The organism is Centipeda felix, from assembly GCF_900186465.1.
Lineage (GTDB): Bacteria > Bacillota > Negativicutes > Selenomonadales > Selenomonadaceae > Centipeda > Centipeda felix.
Genome location: NZ_LT891958.1, coordinates 375,512 through 398,726, shown reverse-complemented (window position 1 = coordinate 398,726; position 23,215 = coordinate 375,512). Strand labels below are relative to the sequence as shown.

The following is a 23,215-nucleotide window of genomic DNA, read 5'->3' as shown; positions in this document are numbered from 1 at the left end:
ATTCATTGGAATGAATGTGGAGCGATCAATGAAAATTTTTAAGAAAGTCTCTGTCCTCGCCGTCGTCGTCCTCGTGGCGCTGTCCTCCTATGTGGCGGCAGCAGCATCCCTGACGGGACTGCGTTCCTCGAGCACGGCGGCGCGTGACCGCATCGTCTTCGATCTCTCGGAGATGCCGCTCTATCAGGCGCGTCCCTCCGACGACGGGCGTTCCCTCACCCTCGATTTTGCCGATGTGGATACGGCACTCTTCAAGCGTATCGCTGTGCGGACATCTCGCATTGAGGCGATTTCCTACGAGCGGCATCACGGGCATTTCTATGTGACCGTTGCGCTGGCGAAGGGGATGGATTATTCCATTGGGAATCTGACGAATCCATTCCGTATCTTCGTCGATGTTGCACCGAAAGGCGCATTGACTGCGCAGCGGCATGCGAGCATGCCGCGTCCGTCCGTATCGTCTACGGATACGGACACATCCCCCGCAAAGGCAGAGCTGCCCCGCATGGAGGAGAAACAGCTCGCCGCGGGGCTGACGCAGCGGGAGTACGTCTATGAGGACGAGGATGGGCAGGTGACGGCGTACTTTATCGAGGCGAATCCCGCACGTTATCGCGTGCGCCCCGCGCTTGCCCGCGGCATTATTCCGGGGCGGCAGACAGTGAGCGGCATCGCACAGGATACGAATGCGGCGGCGGCGATCAACGCCTCCTACTTTGCACTCAGCGGAGAGCTCATCGGCATCACGAAGATCGACGGGACAGTCGTGAGCAGTACGTATTTTGACCGCAGTGCCTTCGGCGTGATGCCCGATAACTCCTTTGTGTTCGGTACAGTGTCCTATAACGGCACGGTGAAGCTCGACCGGACGAGCCTGCCCGTCTCGGGCGTCAACGCCGAGCGCGGCGCGGACAACCTCATCATCTACAACCGCGCCTATGGGCGATCGACGGGGACGAATCCGTATGGGCTCGAATACGTCATCCGCAATGGGCGCGTAGCGGAGATCAATACGAATGACTCGCTGATTCCGCCCGATGGCTATGTCGTCTCGGTGCACGGCACGTCGATGGATGCGTTTGCCGCGGCGGGCGTGCGCGTGGGCGATCCCGCCGTGCTGACGGAGGATCTGGGTGAGCCGTGGAATCGCGCTGTGCAGGTGCTCGGTGCGGGGCCGCGCCTTGTCGAGAATGGCAGTGTCCACGTGACGGCGGGCGAGGAGCAGTTCCCGGGTGACATTCGCTACGGGCGTGCACCGCGTACAGCGGTCGGTGTGACGCAGAAGGGGAACATCCTCTTCGCCGTCGTCGATGGGCGGCAGTCGCACAGTCATGGGCTGACACTGACCGAGTTCGCCGATCTGCTCGTGCAGTTCGGCGTGCGCGACGCGATCAATCTGGACGGCGGCGGCTCCTCGGAGATCTATGTGGATGGGGATGTGCTGAACTCCCCCTCGGATGGGTCGGAGCGCGCCGTGGGGAGTGCGCTGATATTGCAGAAGAAGTAAATTATAGACGAGGAGATTGCAATAAAAAGGGGACTGCTGCACGTCCCCCTATCGGCTCGCTGTGCTCGCCACTTCCCCCGTAAACGGGGGAAGCTTTTATGCCGTTATCTTGTAAGCCTTCCCCGTTATCACGGGGAAGGGGGACCGCGCAAGCGGTGGAAGGAGCACAAAAAAGACGTTGTACGAAGTTTTTAGCTCCGTACAACGTCTTTTTTATATTTTAGGAAAGCACTGATACATTCGGCACAACCATATACCCCTGCCGTGCGTCTGGTTTGCTGCCTCAATCAACAAAAATCTACGCCAATCCGGCATAGCTCATTTTATCAGTGCTTCCTTAGTTCGTCACATAGAGTGCCTTATATGGATTGCTGCTGCTCGGAACGATCTTCGTGAAACCCTCCTCCATGACCACGTTCTTGTCGTAGCTGAAGATCGTGCAGAACTCCGTCAGCCGCTTGTCGATTGCGGCGATGTCCTCTGCGTCCGCCCGTGACACCTCAACGCTCTGAGGGAAGCGGATCGCGTCACAGCTGCCGCGCAGGAACATCGTCCCGCCGTGCATCCCCGTGCAGGGGAAATTGCTGACGATAGGCCTTTCCTGTGCCGTCAGACCGAGAACGATGATCGTGCCGCCCGCCTGATACTCGCCGAGGAAGCTGCCGCACGTACCGCCGATGATCATGGTCGGCGACTTGTCCTCATACGCCTTGATGTGGATGCCCGCGCGGTAGCCCGCGTTCCCCTTGACGTAGATCTTTCCGCCGCGCATGGCGTAGCCCGCCGTGTCGCCGATGCTGCCGTGGACGATGATCGTGCCGTCGTTCATCGTGTCGCCGACGGCGTCCTGTGCGTTGCCGTGCACGACGATCTTTCCGCCGTTCAGATACGCGCCCAGCGCGTTGCCGGGCACGCCCGTGATCGAGAGGGAGACGGGCGCCATGCCCGCTGCGATGAACCGCTGCCCGCAGCAGTTCGTCAGCTGCACCGGCGCCTTGATGCCGCGCAGGCGGTCGTTGAGTGCCTTGTGATCCAGATGGTCTGCATCAATAGAAATCATATCGTTCTCCCTCCCCTCATTCGCCTGCGTGCGCGACGCCGAGAATCTCAAGTTCCTTCTCCGTGAGACCGATGCCGCGCAGCATGAGGCGGTTGCCGCGCAGCGCCTCGATAGAGTTGATGCCCATGCCGCCGAGCATCTCCTTGATCTCGTGCCGCCATGCGGTCATGAGATTGACGAGACGCTGACTGCCTTCGTCGGGATTGAGTCGCTTGACGAGCGCAGGATCCTGTGTAGCGATGCCCCAGTTGCAGCGGCCGATCTGGCAGCTGCGGCAGAGGTGGCAGCCGAGCGCCATGAGTGCCGCCGTGGCGACATAGCAGGCGTCAGCGCCGAGCGCAATCGCCTTGATGACATCGGCCGCCGAGCGGATGCTTCCGCCGACGACGAGGGAGACATCGTTGCGGATGCCCTCCTCGCGCAGACGCTTGTCGCACGCCGCGAGGGCAAGCTCGATGGGGATGCCGACATTGTCGCGGATGCGTGTCGGCGCAGCCCCCGTGCCGCCGCGGAACCCGTCGATGGCAATGATGTCCGCGCCGCTGCGCGCGATGCCGCTCGTGATGGCAGCGATGTTGTGCACCGCTGCGACCTTGACGATGATCGGCACGGTGTAGTTGGTCGCCTCCTTCAGGGAGTAAACGAGCTGGCGCAGATCCTCGATCGAGTAAATGTCGTGATGCGGTGCGGGCGAGATCGCGTCCGAGCCCTCGGGGATCATGCGCGTACGTGACACGTCGCCGATGCTCTTTGTACCGGGCAGATGTCCGCCGATGCCGGGCTTTGCGCCCTGTCCCATCTTGACCTCGATGGCGGCACCCGCGTTGAGGTAGCGCTCGTGCACGCCGAAGCGTCCCGACGCGACCTGTACGATCGTGTTGTCGCCGTAGGCGTAGAAATCCTCGTGCAGACCGCCCTCGCCCGTGTTGTAGTAGATGCCGAGCTGCTGCGCCGCCATCGCAAGGCTCTTGTGCGCGTTGTAGCTGATGGCACCGTAGCTCATCGCCGCAAACATAACGGGCATGGACAGCTCAAGCTGCGGGGCGAGGTTCGACGTGTCGATGCGCCCCGCGGCGTCGCGGACGATGGCGTTCGGCTTTTTCCCGAGGAACACACGTGTCTCCATCGGCTCGCGCAGCGGATCGATGGGGGGATTCGTCACTTGCGAGGCGTTGATGAGAAGGCGATCCCAGTAGATCGGCATGCGCTTCGGGCTGCCCATGGAGGACAGCAGGATGCCGCCGCTCTCCGCCTGCTTGTAGATCTCCTTGATGGTTTGATTCGTCCAGTTGTCATCGTCGCGGTAGGTGCAGTTGGTGCGCGCAATCTTGAGTGCCTTGACGGGGCAGATCGAGACGCAGCGATGGCAGTTCACACATTTCTCGTCGTCGGCGACCATTATTTTTTGTGTCGCATCGTAGTGGTGCACCTTGTTGGAGCACTCCTTTTCGCAGAGGCGGCACTTCGTGCAGCGGGGGTGACGCAGCACTTCAAACTCGGGGTACAGATAGTTCAGACTTATTTAGAAACACCCCTCTTTTACGTTGACGATAAACGGCTCGCCGCCGGCGGGCGCGTAGATATTCTCGGCATCCGGCTCCATGGCGCGAATGGCGGCCTCCTCACTCGCGATGCAGACGCAGTCATCCTTGCTGCCGGTCACCATCGAGCGCAGCTTCAGGCGGTCGTTCAGCGCCATCATGCCGCCCGTGTAGCCGAGGATGATGGAGAAGGGGCCCGTGATGAGCAGCCCCGCAAAGACTGTGCGCAGATACGTGTGGATCTTCTGCGCGGCCGGGTCTTTGCGCGCGATTGTATCCCAGAACGGCGCGGCGATGACAGCCGCGAGCTCATGGGGTGAGAGCTTCTGGCGGCGGAGTAGGAAGTCGGCGATGTAGGTGATGACCTCCGTGTCCGTCTGCAGGGTGCATTTGTAGCCGTACATCTCAATAAAGCGGCGGTTGGCATCATAGGACGAGATCTCGCCGTTGTGCACGATCGTGCGGTCGAGAAGGCCAAAGGGATGCGCGCCGCCCCACCAGCCCGGCGTATTGGTCGGATATCTGCCGTGCACCGTCCAGGAGTAGGCCTCGTACGTATCGAGGCGGTAGAACGTGCCGACATCCTCGGGGAAGCCGACCGCCTTGAAGATGCCCATGTTCTTCCCGCAGGAAAAGACGTAGCAGCCCGAAAGCTCTGCATTGAGCTTCGTGACCGTGCGCACCATGTATTCCTCCTCATCCTGCTGCGCGGCGGCGAGTACCGAGCGCAGAGGGGAGACGAAGTACCGCCAGATCAGCGGCTCGTCCGTAATGGCAGGAATCCTGCGCGTGGGGATGCGCTCGGCACGTACGACCTCAAAGCGTTCACGCAAAATCCCCTCGCAGACGCTGCGGCGATCCTTGTTGTCAAAGAAGATGTGCAGGGCGTACTGATCCCGATGCTCCGGATAGATGCCGTATGCCGCGAACCCGCCGCCGAGCCCGTTGGAGCGGTCATGCATCGTCGCGATTCCGCGGATGATGACATCGCCCGCGATCATGCACCCCTCCTTGGAGATGAGTGCGGCAATCGCACAGCCTGCGGGGATCCTGACCGATCCTTCCCGTTCCATATCCAACAACCCTTTCTGAAAACGATTCCTATTGTATAGGAGAAATGTCCTGCACTGTGATGGACGTGGGGCATAGACTATCATAGATGAAGTGAGAAGTCGATTTGCACACCTGTATACATGCGGAGGTGACGATTCTGTGACAAAAGTTATGGACAAATCCTCGTCCTTGTGTGTACGATGTCATTTCACAGCGCTTCCATGAATCAGGCATGACACTTGCGCAACAGGGAAAAAGCGAGTAGAATCGGTACGCATGGAAACGTATGGAAAGAGGGATAGCATGACACCGAATATGAACTACAGCAGGCTGAAGGACTCCTACCTGTTCTACAACATCGCGCAGAAGACCAAGACGTATCTTGCCGAACATCCCGGCACGCATCTCTACCGCATGGGCATCGGCGATGTGTCCCTGCCGCTCTGCCGCACGGTTATCGACGCGCTACATCACGCCGTGAATGATCAGGCGGTGCAGGAGAGCTTTCACGGCTATATGCCCGAATGCGGCGCACCGGAGCTGCGCACGACGATTGCGGCGTACTATGCGCGGCGCGGTGTGCAGCTTGCTCCCGAGGATGTGTTCGTTTCGAGCGGTGCAAGCGATGAGCTGGGCGACATCCTCGACATCCTCGGCAGAGATCAGCGCGTTCTCATCATGGAGCCCGCGTATCCTGCCTACGTCGATGCGAACATCATCGCAGGAAATGAGATCATCCATGCCGCATCGAGCCGCGAGGACGGCTTTTTGGCACTGCCCGATCCGTCCGTACATGCCGACATCATCTACATCTGCTCGCCGAACAATCCGACGGGTGCAGTCTTCTCGCGCGCACATCTGAGGGCATGGGTGGATTACGCGAACAAAACCGATGCGATCATCCTCTTTGATGCCGCCTACGAGGCGTTCATCGAGGATGCGGAGATCCCGCACAGCATCTTTGAGATCGAGGGAGCAAAGACCTGCGCCATTGAGATCTGCTCGCTCTCCAAGACGGCAGGATTTACGGGGACGCGCTTCGGCTACACCGTCATCCCGCAGGAACTCATGCGAGGCGGGCTCGCACTGAATGCAATGTGGGTGCGCAACCGCACGACCAAGACGAACGGTGTCTCCTACATCCTTCAGAAGGGCGCGGCGGCGGTCTTTACGGAGGAAGGCCAGCGCGAGATCCACGAGAATATCCGCGTCTACAAAAAGAACGCAGCGCATCTGATGGCGGCGCTCGATACGCTCGGGATATGGTACTGCGGCGGCAAGAATGCACCCTACATATGGATGCAGTGCCCGAAGAACATGGGAAGCTGGGCATTCTTCGACTATCTCCTGCATGAGATTCAGGTCATCGGCACGCCGGGTGAGGGCTTCGGCAGCGCAGGCGAGGGTTATTTCCGATTCTCGACCTTCGGCTCGCCCGAGGACACCGAGGAGGCAGCGCGGCGTCTGGTCGCCCTGCTGGGGAAGTAAAAAAGAACGGATTGTTTTATCATTATCTAAAGGACTGTTGCACGAAGCTATAAACTTCGTACCAAAGTCCTTTTCTTTGTGCTCCTTTCCTACAATAACAGCATAATAGCTTCCCCCGTTTACGGGGGAAGTGGCGAGCGCAGCGAGCCGATGGGGGGGATATATGCAACTGCGCCTTTTTTCATGACAGAAATAATTTTGACGCTATAGATGCAATATGTTAAAATGTGAGGAGATTTGTCTGTGTCACAATGGATGGAAAGCGACGCTCTGTGCGGCGTCGAATGTAGGTGGTAGAACGTTGAAAAGCGACATGTTTGATGTCATACAGGAGGATCTCGCAGCACTTGAGCCTGCGCTGGAGGAGGCGATTGTCTCCGAGACGCCGCTCATCACGGATGTTGGGATGCACCTTGTCTCCTCGGGCGGCAAGCGACTGCGTCCCGCCCTCTTCCTGCTGGCAGCGCGCGGCGGAGCGTCGTTTGACCGTGCGCGTGCGATGCCCGTGGCCGTGGCGCTCGAGCTCATCCACACGGCATCCCTCGTACACGACGATGTGATCGACGAGGCGGATACGCGGCGCGGTGCTGAGACGACGAATGCGAAGTGGGGCAACCAGATTGCCATCCTGAGCGGAGACTATATCTTTGCGCGCGCGTTCAAGCTCGTCGCGGAGGAGGGCTATGACTCATCCGTCTATGTCAAGCTGGCGCATCTGGTCTGCACGCTGAGCGAGGGAGAGATCCTGCAGGATCATACGGTCTATCAGATCCCCACGGGGGAGGATGCCTACTATGAGCGCATCCGCAAGAAAACGGCGGACTTCCTTGAGATCTGCTGTGAGCTCGGCGGCTTCATCGGCGGGATGAGCCCTGCCGATACGGCACAGATGGCGGAGTACGGCCGTGATATCGGCATGGCGTTCCAGATCACGGACGATCTGCTCGACTTCCGCCGCAGCTCCGAGGACATCGGAAAACCCGCGGGACATGACCTCGCACAGGGCTATGTGACGCTGCCCGTCATCCGTGCACTCTCCGTGCTTGGCGCGGGGGAGCGGGAGGAGCTCGCGGCACTCATTACGAATCCGAAGAAACCCGTAGAGGAGGTCGCGCGTGCGCTTGCGCTCGTGCGTGCCTCGGATGGGCTGGACTATGCGCAGGAACAGGCGGATGCCTATCTGGTGCGTGCTAAGGCGGCGCTGCCTGCGAGCCTTGACCCGCGGATTCGTGAGACCTGCCTCATGGCGGCGGATTTTATCGGTCGGAGAGAGTTTTGAGGAAGTCCTGACAGCGTTAGGGGTTCCATAACGCGTACCTCGATGTACGCATACAGGAGGATGTATTATGTTCGGCATCGGTGCACCGGAGCTGGTATTGATTTTGATCGTGGGGCTGATTGTCTTCGGCCCGGGGAAGCTGCCCGAGATGGGGCGGACGCTGGGCAAGGGCCTGCGCGAGTTCCGCAAGGCGTCAAACGCGCTGACGACGGCGATCAACACACCTGATCCACCGCCTGCACAGAATGCAGCGGCACAGACGCAGCCTGCCGCAGCACCGACGGCGCAGCAGGCTGCACCAGTAGTGGCAGCAGAGCCGGCTGCACCGGCGGCACAGCAGCTGCACCAGTAGTGGCAGCAGAGCCGGCTGCACCGGCGGCACAGCAGAGTGCTCCCGCGCCGGCGGCGACCTCGCCGACGACGGAGACCGCAGCTGCTGCGGTCGAGGCACACCGCGCCGAGCAGAAGGCCGCAGAGACGAAGCAGTCCTAAGGAATCACTGAGCTTTTCTAACACGGCTGCGCAGAACATCACGATGATATTGTGCCGAACGGCATGGTTTAGGAGGATATTATGTTTGGATTGGGCGTTCCCGAACTCGTACTTATTTTGATCATCGGCCTCGTTGTCTTTGGCCCCGGCCGTCTCCCCGACATCGGGAAGGCGCTCGGCAAGAGCATCAAGGAGTTTAAGTCGGCAAATAGTGCAAAGGACGAGCCGCCGGCGGAGATCAACGTGACGCATGAGACGAAGCAGCTGCCCGAGAATGCAAAAAAAGAGGAAAAGATCTGATCCATGGCAGAGGAAATGAAAGCGGACGGCGCGGGGGAGGCCTCGGCCGAAGAGACGTCGGTGCCTGCGGTGCAGGAAACAGGGGTCAAGCCGCTGCCGCCGGAGGACGTGGACACGCCGCAGGATGACGACGGCAGCATGTCGCTCATCGCGCATCTGACCGAGCTGCGTTCGCGGCTCATCAAGTGCCTGCTCGCCGTCGCTGTCGGCTCGGCGGTCGGCTACTACTTCATCGGCGACATCATGCACTATCTGACCCTGCCGGTCGGAAAACTCTACTATATGCAGCCCGCCGAGGCGTTTTTTACCTACATCAAGATCGCCGTCGTCGTGGGCTTCCTTCTTGCGCTGCCCGTGATCTTCTATCACGTCTGGCGCTTTTTTCTGCCCGCGCTCACACCGTCAGAACGCATGGTGCTCGCCATCGTTGTTCCCGTCTCGGTGGTGCTCTTCTTCCTCGGGCTGGCATTCTCGTTCTTCCTCGTCTTCCCTGCGGCAATCATGTTCTTCAAGGGGTTTGGCAACGATGAACTCGAGGCACTCTTTTCCGTCAATCGGTATTTTGAGTTCGTCATCATGTTCGTCCTGCCGTTCGGCTTTGTCTTTGAGCTGCCGCTCGTCATTACGATTCTTGGGAAACTGGGCTTTATCACGTCAAAATTCCTGAGCAAGTACGCGCGCATCGTCATCTTTCTCTCGTTCGTCATCGCGGCTGTGATCTCACCGACACCCGATGTGTTCACGCAGTCGATGATCGCTGTGCCGATGATTGCGCTCTACGGCGTGGGGTATTTGATCGTCCGCTTTATCCTCCGAAAATAGGGGATTGACGGACACGTTACGCAGAAGAAACACGATATATTAGGAGGGAATACCTTGGCATATAAGGATCTGCGCGAATACATCGCGGCACTTGAGGAGCGTGGACTGCTCCGCCGCATCACGGCGGAGGTTGACCCCGAGCTCGAGATCACGGAGATCACGGACCGCATCTCGAAGCGCGAGGGCGCGGAGAACGTTGCCCTGCTCTTTGAGAATGTAAAGGGCTCGAAGATGCCCGTCCTCATGAATGCGTTCGGCAGCTACGAGCGCATGGCACTCGCCTTCGGCGTGGAGAAGCTCGACGACGTGGCCGATGAGCTGACGGAGCTCCTCAAGATCCCGCACATCTCCCTGCAGAACAAGATGAACCTCATGACGCTCATCCCGATGGCGCGCAAGGCGATCAATTTCCCGAAGTACGTGAAAAATGCACCATGTCAGGAAGTCATCGAGACGGAGAACCCAAATCTTGACGAGATCCCCATTCTGAAGTGCTGGCCGGATGACGGCGGCCCCTTTGTGACGCTGCCGCTCGTCTTTACGAAGAATCCTGAGACGGGCAAGCGCAACGTCGGCATGTACCGCCTGCAGAAGTACGACAGCCGTACGACAGGGATGCACTGGCATATCCACAAGAACGGAGCGGAGAACTTCCGCGCAATGAAGGCACAGGGCGGCAAACGCATCGAGGCGGCAGTCGCCATCGGCACGGATCCCGTCGTGACCTATGCGGCGACGGCACCGCTGCCGCGCGACATCGACGAGATGGTCTTTGCGGGCTTCCTCCGGCATAAATCGGTCGAGCTCGTGAAGTGCGTTACGGTCGATCTTGAGGTGCCCGCGACGGCGGAGATCATCCTCGAAGGCTATGTCGATACGGACGAGATGCGCCGCGAGGGACCGTTCGGCGACCACACGGGCTACTACTCCCTCGCAGACGACTATCCCGTCTTTCACATCACGGCGATCACGCACCGTAAGGATCCCATCTACGCCGCGACGGTTGTCGGACGCCCGCCGATGGAGGACTGCTTCCTCGCGAAGGCGACGGAGCGCATCTTCCTGCCGCTCTTGAAGCAGATGCTGCCCGAGGTCGTCGATGTCAACATGCCGCTCGAGGGTGTGTTCCACGACTGCGTCGTCGTCTCCATCAAGAAACAGTTCCCGATGCACGCGCGCAAGGTCATGCACGCACTCTGGGGCATGGGACAGATGATGAACGTGAAGATGATTATCGTCGTGGATGCCCACGTCGATGTGCAGAACATGAAGGAAGTCTGGTGGCGTGTCTTCAACAACATCGACGCGAAATATGACCTCGAGATCGTGCAGGGACCGCTCGATGTGCTCGACCACTCCTCGCCCATGGCAAAGTGGGGGTCGAAGCTCGGCATCGACGCGACGAAGACGTGGCCGGAGGAAGGCCATGCGCGTGAGTGGCCGGATGAGATCACGATGTCGAAGGAGATCACGGAGCGCGTGACGGCGCGGTGGAAGGAGTTCGGTCTGGATTGAGCTGGTGGATGGAGCGCCTGCGGGCGCATATGAACAACACAGCGTTTCACCATACCGTGTTCTCTCTGCCGTTCGCCCTCATGGGGGCACTCCTCGCCGCAGGCGGTGATCCGCCGCTCGGGACGCTCGGCTGGGTCGTGCTCGCCATCACGGCGGCACGGTCGGCGGCACTCGCCCTCGACAACCTCGCCGATCTAAAGTATGACAAGCAGCAGCCCCGCCTCGCCTACCGTGCGATGGTGCAGGGGCGCGTCACGAAGAAGGAGGCGCTCGTCTTTATCGGCGTGTGCCTCCTTGTGCTTATATTCGCCGTGCTGCAGGTGCATCCGGTCTGCATCCGTCTCCTGCCGTTCGCCGCTGTGCCCTTCCTCATCTACCCGTACATGAAGCGCGTGACGGGATGGGTACATCTCTTCCTCGGCATCGCCATCGGCATGGCGCCGGCGGGCGGCTGGGTGGCGGTCAGCGGGAAAATCGAGCTGCCGATGCTCGTGCTCTTTCTCGCGGTCGCCCTCTGGATCGCTGCGTTTGACGCAATGTACGGGGCGCAGGACGAGGCGTTTGACCGCAGTCAGGGACTTCACTCCCTCGCGGTGTCGTTCGGTGCACGCGGTGCATTCCAGATCGCGCGGGCAATGCACGTCCTCTCGATCCTGCTCTTTATCGCCCTCGGCGCGATGATGCATCTGCACTGGCCGTACTTCATCGGCGTCGCGATTGCAGCAGCGACCCTCGTCTACCAGCACCGCATCGTGAGTCCGACGGACTTCTCACGCGTGACGCAGGTGTACTTCATGCGCAACGGCATCGTCTCGATTGCGATTTTTGTCTTTACGTGGATCAGCTATATGGTATAAAGGAGAGCATGATGGCACGAATTCTTTCGGGCAAGGAATTTGCCGCACGGATAAAGGAAGATGCCGCACGCGGCGTCGCAGAGCTGAAGGCGGCGGGCGTCTTGCCGCGCCTTGCCGTCATCATCGTCGGCAGCGACCCTGCCTCCGAGGTCTACGTCCGCAACAAACAGCGGACGTGTGATGAGCTCGGCATTCGTTCGGATCACATTTCCCTCCCCGCCGAGACGACGAAGGAGGAGCTCCTCGCGTGCATTGAGGAGCTGAACGTCGATCCGGAGGTGCACGGCATCCTCGTACAGCTGCCGCTGCCCGCGCAGATCGCGGAGGACGAGGAGGAGATCCTCTCCCATATCGATCCGCGCAAGGACGTGGACGGCTTCCATCCTGTCAACGTCGGACATCTGGTGCTCGGCGCACCGGGGCCGCGCCCCTGCACACCGGCGGGCTGCATCCGCATGCTCGACTACGCGGGCATCCCCATCGAGGGGGCGCACGCCGTCATCATCGGGCGCAGCAACATCGTCGGCAAGCCCATGGCGCATCTCCTCCTCGAACGCAACGCAACCGTGACGATCTGTCACTCGCGCACGCAGAACCTTGCCGCGATCGCGCGCACGGCGGACATCCTCGTCGCTGCGGTCGGGCGGCCGCGCTTTGTCACGGCGGATATGGTGAAGGAGGGCGCGACGGTGATCGACGTCGGCATCAACCGCATCGCGCCGAAGAAGCTCGTCGGCGACGTGGACTTTGACGCCGCGGCGGCTGTCGCGGGGGCGATCACGCCCGTGCCGGGCGGCGTCGGACTTCTCACCGTCGCCATGCTGATGGAGAATGTAGTACAGGCAGCCAAAGCGCAGAACCCCTAAGGAGGATACACCATGAAATCCGATGTCGAAATCGCGCGCGAAGCCAAACTTCGCCCCATTACAGAAATTGCGGCCACGCTGGGCATTGATGCGGATACGATCGAGCCGTACGGCAGGTACAAGGCAAAGTTGACGCGCGAATCCCTTGCGGGCGCCCATGGAAAACAGGGAAAGCTCATCCTCGTCACGGCGATCAACCCGACCCCCGCAGGTGAGGGCAAGACGACGACGAGCGTCGGGCTTGCCGATGCCCTCCATCGGCAGGGCAAAAAGACCATCGTTGCCCTGCGCGAGCCGTCGCTCGGCCCATGCTTCGGCATGAAGGGCGGCGCGGCGGGCGGGGGCTATGCGCAGGTCGTCCCCATGGAGGACATCAACCTCCACTTTACGGGAGACTTTCACGCCATCACGACGGCGCACAACCTTCTCGCCGCACTCATCGACAACCACATCTTTCAGGGCAACGCACTCGATCTCGACGTGAACCGCATCGTGTGGAAGCGCGTTCTCGACATCAATGACCGCGCCCTGCGTCACGTCGTCACGGGGCTCGGCGGGCGCGTCCATGGCGTGCCGCGGGAGTCCGGCTTTGACATCACCGTCGCCTCGGAGATGATGGCAATCCTCTGTCTGGCGGAGGATCTCGCCGACATGAAGCGGCGCCTTGGGCGCATCCTCATCGGCTATACGCGCGGCGGACGTCCCGTGCACGCGGAGGAGATCGGTGCGACGGGGGCCTTGACCCTCCTCTTTAAGGATGCCGTGAAGCCCAACCTCGTGCAGACCATCGAGGGGACACCCGCCCTCATCCACGGCGGCCCCTTCGCGAACATCGCCCATGGGTGCAGCAGCGTCGCAGCGACCAAGGCAGCACTGCGCTGTGCGGACTACGTCGTCACGGAGGCAGGCTTCGGTGCGGATCTCGGCGCGGAGAAATTCTTTGACATCAAATGCCGCCTTGCGGGGCTCGCCCCCGATGCCGTCGTCATTGTCGCCACCGTGCGTGCGCTCAAGATGAACGGCGGCGCGGCAAAGAGTGACCTCGGCACGGAGAATCTGGACGCCCTGCAGCGTGGCGCGGCGAACCTCGAAAAGCACATCGAGAACATCGGAAAGTTCGGCGTGCCCGCCGTCGTCGCCGTCAACGTATTTCCGACGGACACCGAGGCGGAGCTCGCTCTCCTCGAGGAGCTCTGCGCGCGCCTCGGTGCACCTGCCGTGCGCTCCGAGGTCTGGGCAAAGGGCGGCGAGGGCGGACTTGCCATGGCGGATGCAGTAGACGCAGCACTCCGGCAGCCGGCGCATTTTCACCCCATCTACGATGCGGAAAAGCCCATCGCGGAGAAGATCGAGACCATCGCGCGGGAGATCTACGGCGCGGACGGCGTGGACTTTACCGATGCAGCAAAGAAGCAGCTCGTGGAGATGGATGCGCTCGGCATGACGGAGACACCCGTCTGCATGGCTAAGACGCAGTACTCCTTCTCCGACAACCCCGAACTCCTCGGACGTCCGTCGGGCTTCCGCATCACTGTGCGCGAGCTGCGCGCCTCCTGCGGAGCGGGCTTCGTCGTCGCCCTCACGGGCAATGTCCTCACCATGCCGGGACTGCCGAAAGTGCCCGCCGCGATGGGCATGGACATCACGGCGGACGGTGTGATCACGGGACTGTTCTAAGTGAGATAGGGGGCACGGCAGAGATGGACATCGCAAAGCGACTGCAGGAACTGGCAGAGTGCGGCGCATACGGGGAACTTTGTGCGGAAGCACGGGCATATCTTGCGCTCGATGCAGAGAGACAGGACGAGGATACGGCCTATATGGCGCGCGTGCGCCTCGGCGAGACATTGCTCGCTCTGTCGGCAGAGTCCTTCGATGCCGAAGGCTATGCGGAGGGCGTGCGCCTTTTGATGACGGCGTACAATGAGCGCGGCAATATGAGCCTCTTTGAGCTGCTCTCTTCCGTTGTCTATCAGCCTAATGAGGCGGCGCTGCGGGAGAACTACGCCGAAAATTGCCGTGCATTTGCCCTGCTGCGCCCCGATGCAGCTTTGCCGGACTACGATCATCTCCCTGTGCTTTGCTTTCCCATATCCAATACAAACGCGGTGCTCTTTACAAAGGAGCACCGACGTTTTCTTCTGGGGGAACGGGAAGACGGCTGGCAGATGCTCCATCATGCGCAGCTCTTTTTTCGTGGTGATGCAGACGAACTGACACGGGCGGCAGAACGCTTTTCACGTGCTGTCCGCGATGCACGTGTGCAGGAATGCGCCGCACAGCTGATGGATGCGGTACAGCGGAATGACTTTGGTGCGGCGATGCAGCGCTGTGCCGAGGAGTATCATCAGCTCTGTCCCGAGGGAGAGGAATATGAGCTCTTCCGTGGGGAGGAAGCACTATGGCGGCAGGATGTGGATGCGGCCATTGCCTATGGAGAAGCGGCATACGAAAAGCGGAAGATGAGTGCGCGTGCATGTGATTTTCTGTCTCGTGCCTATCATGCCGTGGGGGAGTTTGCGCAGGCAGTAAAATATCAGGTGCTCTCCGCAGAGAAGACGGAACTGAGACTCCCACGCGATCCTGCGAAAATGTCTGCCTGTTTACACGCCATTACGGTCGCTGACTCGGATGCACGCTATGCACCGTTTGTGCATCGTGCTTCTTTTGTTGGCGGGAAGATACAGTCTGCCTTCATTGTGCCCCTTGCCGAAGAGGTGCTGCGCTTTTCGGACGATCTTCCTCGTTACTGGGCGGGGATCTATAATCCCTATGGTCAGATGCACGTTAGGGCGAGACTGTTGTCCCTTATGAATGCAGCGATGGAGGCGGATAGAACAAGTCTTTTTTGCGACATGACCTTTGATCTTATCAAAGCGGAGGAAAAAGCAAAGACGGTCATTGCACCACAGGGAAGGGAACCACTTCTCGTTCCGATTGCTGCGAAAAAGGAAAAACAGAGAGTCGACTTTATGGACCCCGAGGGCGAGCACTCCATGATCCTGAGCAGAGGGGAGTTTTCGTTCTATCGTATTGAGCAGCCCACGCAAATTCAATCCGATGCGCCGTTTGCTGTGGGGGCACCCATTGTGCTCCATCATGCCGCGCACCGAAGAAAGATTGTGTTGAATCTTTTGGTGGATGGATTGGCTTGGCAGGAGATGAGGCGGGAAAAATTTCGCCTCGTTCCCAACCTGATGAGATTCTTTCAGCGCGGGGTCATCTTTGACAATAACTTCTCTGCATCTGAGTATACCTATCCCTCGCTTGCTTCCATCGAAACGGGGCTGTATCAACACTACACGCAGATTGCAGAGCCCGGCAGGCCGTTTGTGCTTTCTCCGTCCTATGTCACTGTGTCGGAACAGATGAAACAGCTCGGCTATTACTGTGTCAATCTGATGGGGGAAAGTTCCTTTATTTATAACGGTGCTTCGCGCGGTTATGACCGATTGATCATCAATCCTTGGATTATGCGCGCTGTGGACGGTGTAGAACGAACGATTCGCCATCTGGATGCGTTTGATGAATGTGACAATTTTGTTTTTCTCCACGTTGGGGATTCACATCCCAATAACTGCGATATTCCATCTCCGGCAAAAGCGCAGACGCATCTGCCGCTCAAAGATGCACTGCAGGAGCAGGATCCAAGTGCTTCGGTATTTCTCAAGCCAAACCCGCTCAGCCAATATGTCAATCGCTATGAGGTGCAGGCGATGGACCGCCAGCTCGGCTATCTTTTTGATTACATTACCACACATTATGACGACGATGAGTACATTGTCCTGCTCTATTCCGATCACGGTGCGCCTGTGTATGCACGCAGTCCGTATCTCCTCAGTGAGGAACAGACGGGGGCAGCACTGATGGCGCGGGGTGCGGGGGTACCGGCGCGCGGGCGCGTGGACGAGCTGACGAGTACGGTGGACATCTACAAGATCCTCGGTAAACTCGCGGGCTATCCGATTGATGCGCCGTATCTTGACGGGAATTTGCCTGCGGTGTTCGGCGGACAGCGGCGTGCCTATACGGTCAGCAACTCCATCTATCCCGGACAGACGTATAAGATCTGCGTGCGCACGGAGCAGCATGCATTTCATCTCGAGACGACGGAATTTACGCGTGAGGATGGGACGGTATCGTTGGATTCATATACCTACCATATTCACGAGCGAAATGATGACTATCGTGAGATATTTGACGATGCACTGGCGCGGCAGTTCCTTGACATCGTGTGGAACTATACCAAGAGCTTTCGTCGGTAAATCATCGGAACAGGCCGTACCTAGGTCTGCATCTTGCAAAAAACGCGGTTTTGTGCTATTCTAACGAGTGCAATTCATAGATGAGCGGACGCCTTCGTCCCCGCGGGACGAGGGCGTTTCTTTCGGGAGGAATAGATCGATGAGTCAGGAATCCGGTGCCAATATTCCAAAGACATACGACCCGCAGAGCTTTGAGCGGAAGTGGTATGATTACTGGGAGAAGCATAAGCTGTTCCACGACGAGGCAGACGAGAGCCGTACGCCGTACAGCGTGGTGATCCCGCCGCCGAATGTGACGGGCCAGCTCCACATGGGGCATGCCCTCGACAATACGCTGCAGGACATCCTCGTGCGCTATCAGCGCATGCGCGGCAAGAATGTGGTCTGGATTCCGGGCTGCGACCATGCGGGGATCGCGACGCAGGCAAAGGTGGAGGCGGCACTGCGCGAGGAGGGCACGACGCGCTTTGACCTCGGCAGAGAGAAGTTCCTTACGCGTGTCTGGGACTGGAAGCAGCAGTACGGCGACCGTATTATGTATCAGCTGCGGATGCTCGGCGCGTCCTGTGACTGGGACCGTGAGCGGTTCACGATGGACGAGGGCTGTTCCCGCGCTGTGCGCGAGGTCTTTGTCAGTCTCTATGAACAGGGCCTGATCTATCAGGGGACGCGCATCACGAACTGGTGCCCCTCCTGCATGACGGCGATCTCGGACATCGAGGTCGAGCATGAGACGGAGGCGGGACACCTCTGGCATCTGCGCTATCCGATTGAGGGCACGGATGACTATGTGGAGATCGCGACGACGCGCCCCGAGACGATGTTCGGCGATACGGGCGTCGCGGTACACCCCGATGATGAGCGGTACAAGGCGCTTGTCGGCAAGACGCTGATCCTGCCCGTGGTGGGACGCCGCATCCCGCTCTTTGCCGATGCTTACGTCGATCCTGCCTTCGGAACGGGCGCGGTCAAGGTGACGCCCGCACACGATCCGAACGACTTTGAAATGGGACAGCGGCACAATCTCGAGCAGGTTGTTGTCATCCATGCCGACGGTACGATGAACGAGAACGCGGGACGCTACGCGGGGATGGACCGCTATGCGTGCCGCAAGGCACTCGTGAAGGAGCTCGAGGAGACGGGCGCCCTCGTGCGCACGGAACAGCATGAGCACGCCGTCGGACACTGCTCACGCTGCAAGACAACGATCGAGCCGCTCGTATCGAAGCAGTGGTTCGTCCGCATGGAGGGCCTCGCGAAGCCCGCGATTGAGGCGGTGCGCGACGGCAGGATCCGCTTTGTCCCCGAGCGCTTCACGAAAATCTACGAAAACTGGCTTGAAAATATTCGCGACTGGTGCATCTCGCGCCAGCTCTGGTGGGGACACCGCATCCCCGCGTGGCACTGTGCGCACTGCGGCGAGACCTCCGTATCGCGCGATGACCTCACGGCGTGCCCGCACTGCGGCAGTACGGACCTTCACCAGGACGAGGACGTGCTCGACACGTGGTTCAGCTCCGCCCTCTGGCCGTTCGAGACGCTCGGCTGGCCGGAGCAGACGGTCGATCTGCGTCACTTCTATCCGACGTCAGTGCTCGTGACGGGCTATGACATCATCTTCTTCTGGGTGGCGCGCATGGTCATGATGGGGCTGCGCTTCGGCGGCGATGTGCCGTTCCGCGATGTCTTTATCCACGGGCTCGTGCGCGACAGCGAGGGGCGCAAGATGTCAAAGTCCCTCGGCAACGGCATTGACCCCGTGGAGGTCATTGAAAAGTACGGTGCGGATACGCTCCGCTTCATGCTCATCACGGGCAATACGCCCGGCAACGACATGCGCTTCTACTGGGAGCGCGTCGAGGCGGCGCGCAATTTTGCGAACAAGATCTGGAATGCCTCGCGCTACATGCTGATGAATCTCGAAGGATCGGATGCATCGTTTGTGCCGACGGCGGAGGACTATACGCTCGCCGACCGCTGGATCCTCTCGCGCGCGGAGGAGACGACGCGCGACGTGACGGCAAACCTCGAGCACTATGAGCTCGGTGAGGCGGGACGCACGATCTACGAGTTCCTGTGGAGCGAGTTCTGCGACTGGTACATCGAGCTGACGAAGGCACGCCTCTATGACAAGGAGAATGTCCGCGCAAAGAATACGGCGCTCTATGTTCTGCGTACCGTGCTGGAGCGTACGATGCGCCTTTTGCATCCCTTCATGCCGTTCCTGACCGAGGAGATCTGGCAGAAACTGCCGCACGAGGGCGAGAGCATTATGCGTGCGCCGTGGCCCGAGGTGTCGGAGGCGGAAATCGACGCGGAGGCAGAGGCGTCGATGACTGCGATCATGGAGGTCATTAAGACGACGCGCAATCTGCGTGCGGAGCTCGGCACGCCGCCGAGCAAAAAGAGCACGCTCATCCTGCGCGTGCGCGACGCGGCTCTCGCCGATGTGTTTGCCGCGCATGAGGACTACTTCTTTGCCCTCGCATCCGCTTCGGAGGTCTCCTTCCTCGCGGCGGATGCCCCCGATCCGGAGAATGTGGTGACGGGGGCACTCGCGGGCGCGGCGGTCTATCTGCCGCTCGCGGGGCTGATTGATGTGGAGAAGGAGACGGCGCGCCTGACGAAGGAGCGTGCGAATCTCGAAAAGGAGATCGCACGCCTGACGGGCAAACTCTCGAATGAGGGATTTACGTCGAAGGCTCCTGCCGCCGTCGTTGCCGCAGAGCGCGAGAAGCTGGCTGGCTATGAGGAGAAGATCGCCCTCATACGGACGCGCCTCACGGATCTCGAGAAGCTTTGAGGTGATTCGATGAACTACGAGGAGTCACTGCATTATCTGGATGAACTGAATACCTTCGGCATCCGCCTCGGACTCGCGCGCATGGAGGAGCTGTGCGCACGGCTCGGACATCCTGAGCGCAGCTATCGCGTCATTCATATCGCAGGAACAAACGGCAAGGGCTCCGTCACGCAGATGATGGACGCCGTATGCCGCGCGTCCGGCATCCGCTCCGGGCGGTACCTTTCGCCGCATCTCGTCTCCTATACGGAGCGCATGAGCGTCGGCGGAGAGGAGATCGGAGAGGAGCAGTTTGCGGCGCTTCTTACGCGCGTGCGCGCGGCGGCCGATGCCATGACGGCGGAGGGGCATGAACATCCCACGCAGTTTGAGGCACTGACGGCACTCGCCTTCCTCTATTTTGCGGAAGAAAAGGCGGAGGTCGCCGTGGTCGAAACGGGGCTCGGCGGGCTGCTTGACTCGACGAATGTCGTTCTGCCGGAACTGACGATCATCACCAATGTGGCAATGGATCATGCCGACCGCTGCGGCGGTACGCTCGCGGGCATCGCGGAGCATAAGGCAGGCATCATCAAGGAGGGCGTGCCCGTCATTACGGCGGCAGCGGGCGAGCCCCTTTCCATCATTGCGGCACGCGCAGAGGAGCTGGGCGCCGACCTCTTCGTCTATGGGGAGGACTTTTCTGCGCAGATGCTCCGTATGGAGAACGGCGGTCAGTGCATTTCGTTCCGCTCCGTTGTCTCTCGTGCACCGGAACCCTTTGAAATCGCTCTTGCGGGACCCTATCAGGCGGAGAACGCCGCGCTCGCCATCATGGCGGCGGAGCTTATGGCTCCTGAGGATGAGCGTATCACCGAGGACGCTGTCCGTACGGCTCTGCGTACAGTGCATCATCCCGCACGTTTTGAGATCCTCTCCTGCGGGGGACAGACTGTCGTCGTGGACGGCGCGCATAATCCCGCCGGAATGCAGGCGCTGCGCGCGGGGCTTGACGCCTATTTTCCTGCGCAGCCGCGCGTCTTTCTGCTCGGCATCCTGAAGGACAAGGACATCGACCGCATGCTGGCGATTCTTCTGCGCCCCGGCGATCAGGTCGTGACCGTACGCCCCAACTCGGAGCGCGCTGCGGGCGCGGATCTCGTCGCCGCTGTGGCGGCGGGCATGGGGGCAGTCACACATGCAGCAGGTGACCCTGCGGCGGGCCTCTCAGAGGCGATTGCGCGCGCACACGCAGCGGATGCGCTGCTCGTCGCGGCAGGATCACTCTACCTCGTGGGCGGCATTCGCGCCATGCTTACGGCAAGGAGGTGAGGCGTATGGCAGAGGATATCCAGGAACGCCGCCGCAGGCACCGCCGGCAGCGTTGGGGGGCGCGTCTGGGACGCTGCATGATGTATGCCGTCATCGCCGAGGCGTTCCTTATCCCGCTCCTGCCGCTTGTGGCTCATGTGGCACTGGGGATTGGTTGTGTTGCGATTCTTCTGCGCCTGTGTATTGAGCGAGATTTCCATCTGTGCCGGATGCCGTACGATGCGCCGGCGCTGCTCTTTCTTGTCATCAGCTTTCTGTCAGTGTTTATTGCGCCGGATGTTTCGTTCAGTCTTTATAATTTCTCCCATCTCGTTCCCATCTATGTCTCAACCTATTTGCTTGTCGGTCAAACGGTACGCACATCCCGTGAGGTGCAGCGCGTTGTGATTGCGATGGCCCTGTCTGCTGCGCTAGTCATTCTCTACGGCTTCTATCAGTTCATCTTCGGCATCGACATCTCGGCGATGAAATGGGTGGACGGCGCGGCATTTCCGGAACTGTCGAAGCGCGTTTTTTCGACGTGGGAGAATCCAAACATCCTCGCGGGCTACCTCGACATCGTCGCCTGCCTGGCACTCGGCCTGGCGGTCGGCCTCTCGGGCTGGCGACGCGGCCTGGCGCTCACGATCCTCGTCCTCGCGCTCGCGTGCCTTGGCATGACCTATGCGCGCGGTGCGTGCCTCGTGATCGGTATCCTCTTGGCGGGGTACGGTGTACTGCGTGACTGGCGCGTGCTCCTCGGCATCGTCGCCATTGGCGCGGGGGTCCTCTTCTTTGACCCCGTACTCTCGGATCGCCTGCTCTCCGTCTTTACGCGGATCGACACCTCCTCGGAGATGCGGCTTGCCTTCTGGGAGAGCACCGTGGCGATGATTATGGATCATCCCTTCCTCGGCATCGGCTGGGGGATGTACTTCATGGTCTACCCAGAGTATGACTTCTATCTGCAGGGAGCACCCGTGCAGATCGTTCACGCGCACAATATGTATCTGAACTATGCGGCGGAGATCGGCATCCCGGGGGCGCTCGCCTTCTTCTGGTTCTTCTTCGGCTCGCTGCTGCTCGCCTTCCGCCTGCCTCGCAAAACCCCGCCGTGGGCGGACGTGCTCGCGGCACACGAACACGAGTGGCACGCCGTCGCCGATGTGCGTGAGGCACTCATGGCATGGCGCAGCAAAAAATTTGTGGAGGGCCTTGCCCTCGGCATCGGGCTCGCCATGCTCTCCGTTGCCCTGAACGGGATCACGGATCATCTTCTCTTTAATATACCGTCCTCTATGCTGCTCTGGATGCTCGCCGCGATGGCTGCGGCCGTGCATACGATGGCGGGGGAGATGAAGGAAGGATAACTATGCAGGAACATCCATCGATATCCAAGGCAACCGTCGATCGCCTGCCGCGCTACTACCGCTGCCTGCGGCAGCTCAGTGACGAAGGCGTCAGCATCGCTTCCTCCGAGGAACTCGGCCGCCGTCTCTCGATCAATCCCGAGCAGATCCGCAAGGATCTCACCACCTTCGGACAGTTCGGAAAAAAGGGCGTCGGTTACTACGTCGCAGAGCTCAAGGAGAGTATCGGCGGCATCCTCGGCCTCGACCAGCACCTCAGCCTCGCCATTGTCGGCATGGGGCATCTGGGCGCGGCGCTCGCGAACTATCAGGGCATTGCTCGCCTCGGCTTCCGCCTTGCGGCGATCTTTGACAGCAACCCCGTCGTCATCGGCACGCGTGTCGGGGAACGGCGCGTGGAGGACATTGCCTATCTCTCAGAGATCATCGCCGAGCGGAATATTCAGATCGGTGTGATTGCTGTTCCCGCTGCACAAGCGCAGAGCGCTGCAGATCAGCTCATCGCGGCGGGCATCCGCGGCATCTGGAATTTTGCTCCCGTGAAGCTGCACGTGCCGCCGTCCGTCCCCTTCGTCAGCGAGGATCTCTCGGTGGGACTGAGCGCGCTCTCCTACTACCTGACGCATCGCGGCACGGAAAATGACGTGTTGTCTGAAAAAAATTATAAGGAATCGCCGATAAAATGAAGTACGTCAGATTGGCGTAGA

The 23,215-nt window shown here is 60.1% G+C and carries 17 protein-coding genes and 1 pseudogene; 15 read left to right on the top strand and 3 right to left on the bottom strand.

Annotation, left to right across the window (positions count from 1 at the left end; genetic code table 11):
- Positions 1–28: 28 nt before the first annotated feature.
- Positions 29–1,507, top strand: a complete 1,479-nt coding sequence (locus tag C1713_RS06350) for a phosphodiester glycosidase family protein (protein ID WP_170950787.1) — start codon at positions 29–31, stop codon at positions 1,505–1,507.
- A 337-nt stretch (positions 1,508–1,844) separates the two neighbouring features.
- Here C1713_RS06350 and C1713_RS06345 read toward each other — a convergent pair whose 3' ends face one another.
- Genes C1713_RS06345 through C1713_RS06335 form a run of 3 tightly spaced genes read right to left on the bottom strand, consistent with a single transcriptional unit; the run spans position 1,845 to position 5,181 of the window.
- A complete protein-coding gene (locus C1713_RS06345; protein WP_102493358.1) occupies positions 1,845–2,567 on the bottom strand; it encodes a GltB/FmdC/FwdC-like GXGXG domain-containing protein in 723 nt (240 codons plus the stop codon).
- Positions 2,568–2,583: 16 nt separating this feature from the next.
- Positions 2,584–4,056 carry a glutamate synthase-related protein gene (locus C1713_RS06340; RefSeq protein WP_212669096.1) on the bottom strand — a complete coding sequence of 491 codons (1,473 nt, stop codon included), beginning with the start codon at positions 4,054–4,056 and terminating at the stop codon, positions 2,584–2,586.
- A 33-nt stretch (positions 4,057–4,089) separates the two neighbouring features.
- On the bottom strand, positions 4,090–5,181 hold the full coding sequence (locus C1713_RS06335; RefSeq protein WP_102493357.1) for a class II glutamine amidotransferase: 1,092 nt from the start codon (positions 5,179–5,181) through the stop codon (positions 4,090–4,092).
- Positions 5,182–5,437: 256 nt separating this feature from the next.
- Between C1713_RS06335 and C1713_RS06330 the strand changes: the two genes are divergently transcribed.
- The 14 genes and pseudogenes from C1713_RS06330 (at position 5,438) to C1713_RS06265 (ending at position 23,194) form a co-directional block, all read left to right on the top strand.
- Positions 5,438–6,649: an LL-diaminopimelate aminotransferase gene (locus C1713_RS06330; protein WP_212669094.1), complete on the top strand. Its 1,212-nt coding sequence runs from the start codon at positions 5,438–5,440 to the stop codon at positions 6,647–6,649.
- 313 nt (positions 6,650–6,962) lie between these two features.
- Positions 6,963–7,928: a polyprenyl synthetase family protein gene (locus C1713_RS06325; RefSeq protein ID WP_009753842.1), complete on the top strand. Its 966-nt coding sequence runs from the start codon at positions 6,963–6,965 to the stop codon at positions 7,926–7,928.
- Positions 7,929–7,995: 67 nt separating this feature from the next.
- Positions 7,996–8,420 (top strand): annotated as a pseudogene (locus C1713_RS12570) (Sec-independent protein translocase subunit TatA/TatB).
- Between the two features lie 81 nt (positions 8,421–8,501).
- Positions 8,502–8,720, top strand: a complete 219-nt coding sequence (locus C1713_RS06315) for a twin-arginine translocase TatA/TatE family subunit (protein WP_009753844.1) — start codon at positions 8,502–8,504, stop codon at positions 8,718–8,720.
- A gap of 3 nt (positions 8,721–8,723) precedes the next feature.
- Positions 8,724–9,542, top strand: a complete 819-nt coding sequence (gene tatC / locus C1713_RS06310) for a twin-arginine translocase subunit TatC (RefSeq protein WP_102493355.1) — start codon at positions 8,724–8,726, stop codon at positions 9,540–9,542.
- A 54-nt stretch (positions 9,543–9,596) separates the two neighbouring features.
- The gene (locus C1713_RS06305) at positions 9,597–11,057 is read left to right on the top strand and encodes a menaquinone biosynthesis decarboxylase (RefSeq protein WP_009753846.1); all 1,461 of its coding nucleotides are present in this window, start codon (positions 9,597–9,599) and stop codon (positions 11,055–11,057) included.
- Positions 11,058–11,065: 8 nt separating this feature from the next.
- The gene (locus tag C1713_RS06300; protein WP_039981342.1) at positions 11,066–11,914 is read left to right on the top strand and encodes a 4-hydroxybenzoate octaprenyltransferase; all 849 of its coding nucleotides are present in this window, start codon (positions 11,066–11,068) and stop codon (positions 11,912–11,914) included.
- An 11-nt stretch (positions 11,915–11,925) separates the two neighbouring features.
- A complete protein-coding gene (gene folD, locus C1713_RS06295) occupies positions 11,926–12,780 on the top strand; it encodes a bifunctional methylenetetrahydrofolate dehydrogenase/methenyltetrahydrofolate cyclohydrolase FolD (RefSeq protein ID WP_102493354.1) in 855 nt (284 codons plus the stop codon).
- 12 nt (positions 12,781–12,792) lie between these two features.
- Positions 12,793–14,457, top strand: a complete 1,665-nt coding sequence (locus C1713_RS06290) for a formate--tetrahydrofolate ligase (protein WP_102493353.1) — start codon at positions 12,793–12,795, stop codon at positions 14,455–14,457.
- 23 nt (positions 14,458–14,480) lie between these two features.
- On the top strand, positions 14,481–17,045 hold the full coding sequence (locus C1713_RS06285; RefSeq protein WP_245871008.1) for a sulfatase-like hydrolase/transferase: 2,565 nt from the start codon (positions 14,481–14,483) through the stop codon (positions 17,043–17,045).
- Positions 17,046–17,184: 139 nt separating this feature from the next.
- The gene (locus C1713_RS06280; protein ID WP_102493351.1) at positions 17,185–19,848 is read left to right on the top strand and encodes a valine--tRNA ligase; all 2,664 of its coding nucleotides are present in this window, start codon (positions 17,185–17,187) and stop codon (positions 19,846–19,848) included.
- Positions 19,849–19,857: 9 nt separating this feature from the next.
- Positions 19,858–21,159: a bifunctional folylpolyglutamate synthase/dihydrofolate synthase gene (locus C1713_RS06275; RefSeq protein ID WP_102493350.1), complete on the top strand. Its 1,302-nt coding sequence runs from the start codon at positions 19,858–19,860 to the stop codon at positions 21,157–21,159.
- A gap of 5 nt (positions 21,160–21,164) precedes the next feature.
- Complete coding sequence (locus C1713_RS06270) at positions 21,165–22,508, top strand: O-antigen ligase family protein (RefSeq protein ID WP_102493349.1); 1,344 nt, start codon at positions 21,165–21,167, stop codon at positions 22,506–22,508.
- A 2-nt stretch (positions 22,509–22,510) separates the two neighbouring features.
- Entirely contained in the window at positions 22,511–23,194 is a 684-nt protein-coding gene (locus C1713_RS06265; RefSeq protein WP_102493348.1) for a redox-sensing transcriptional repressor Rex, read from the top strand.
- Positions 23,195–23,215 lie beyond the last annotated feature (21 nt).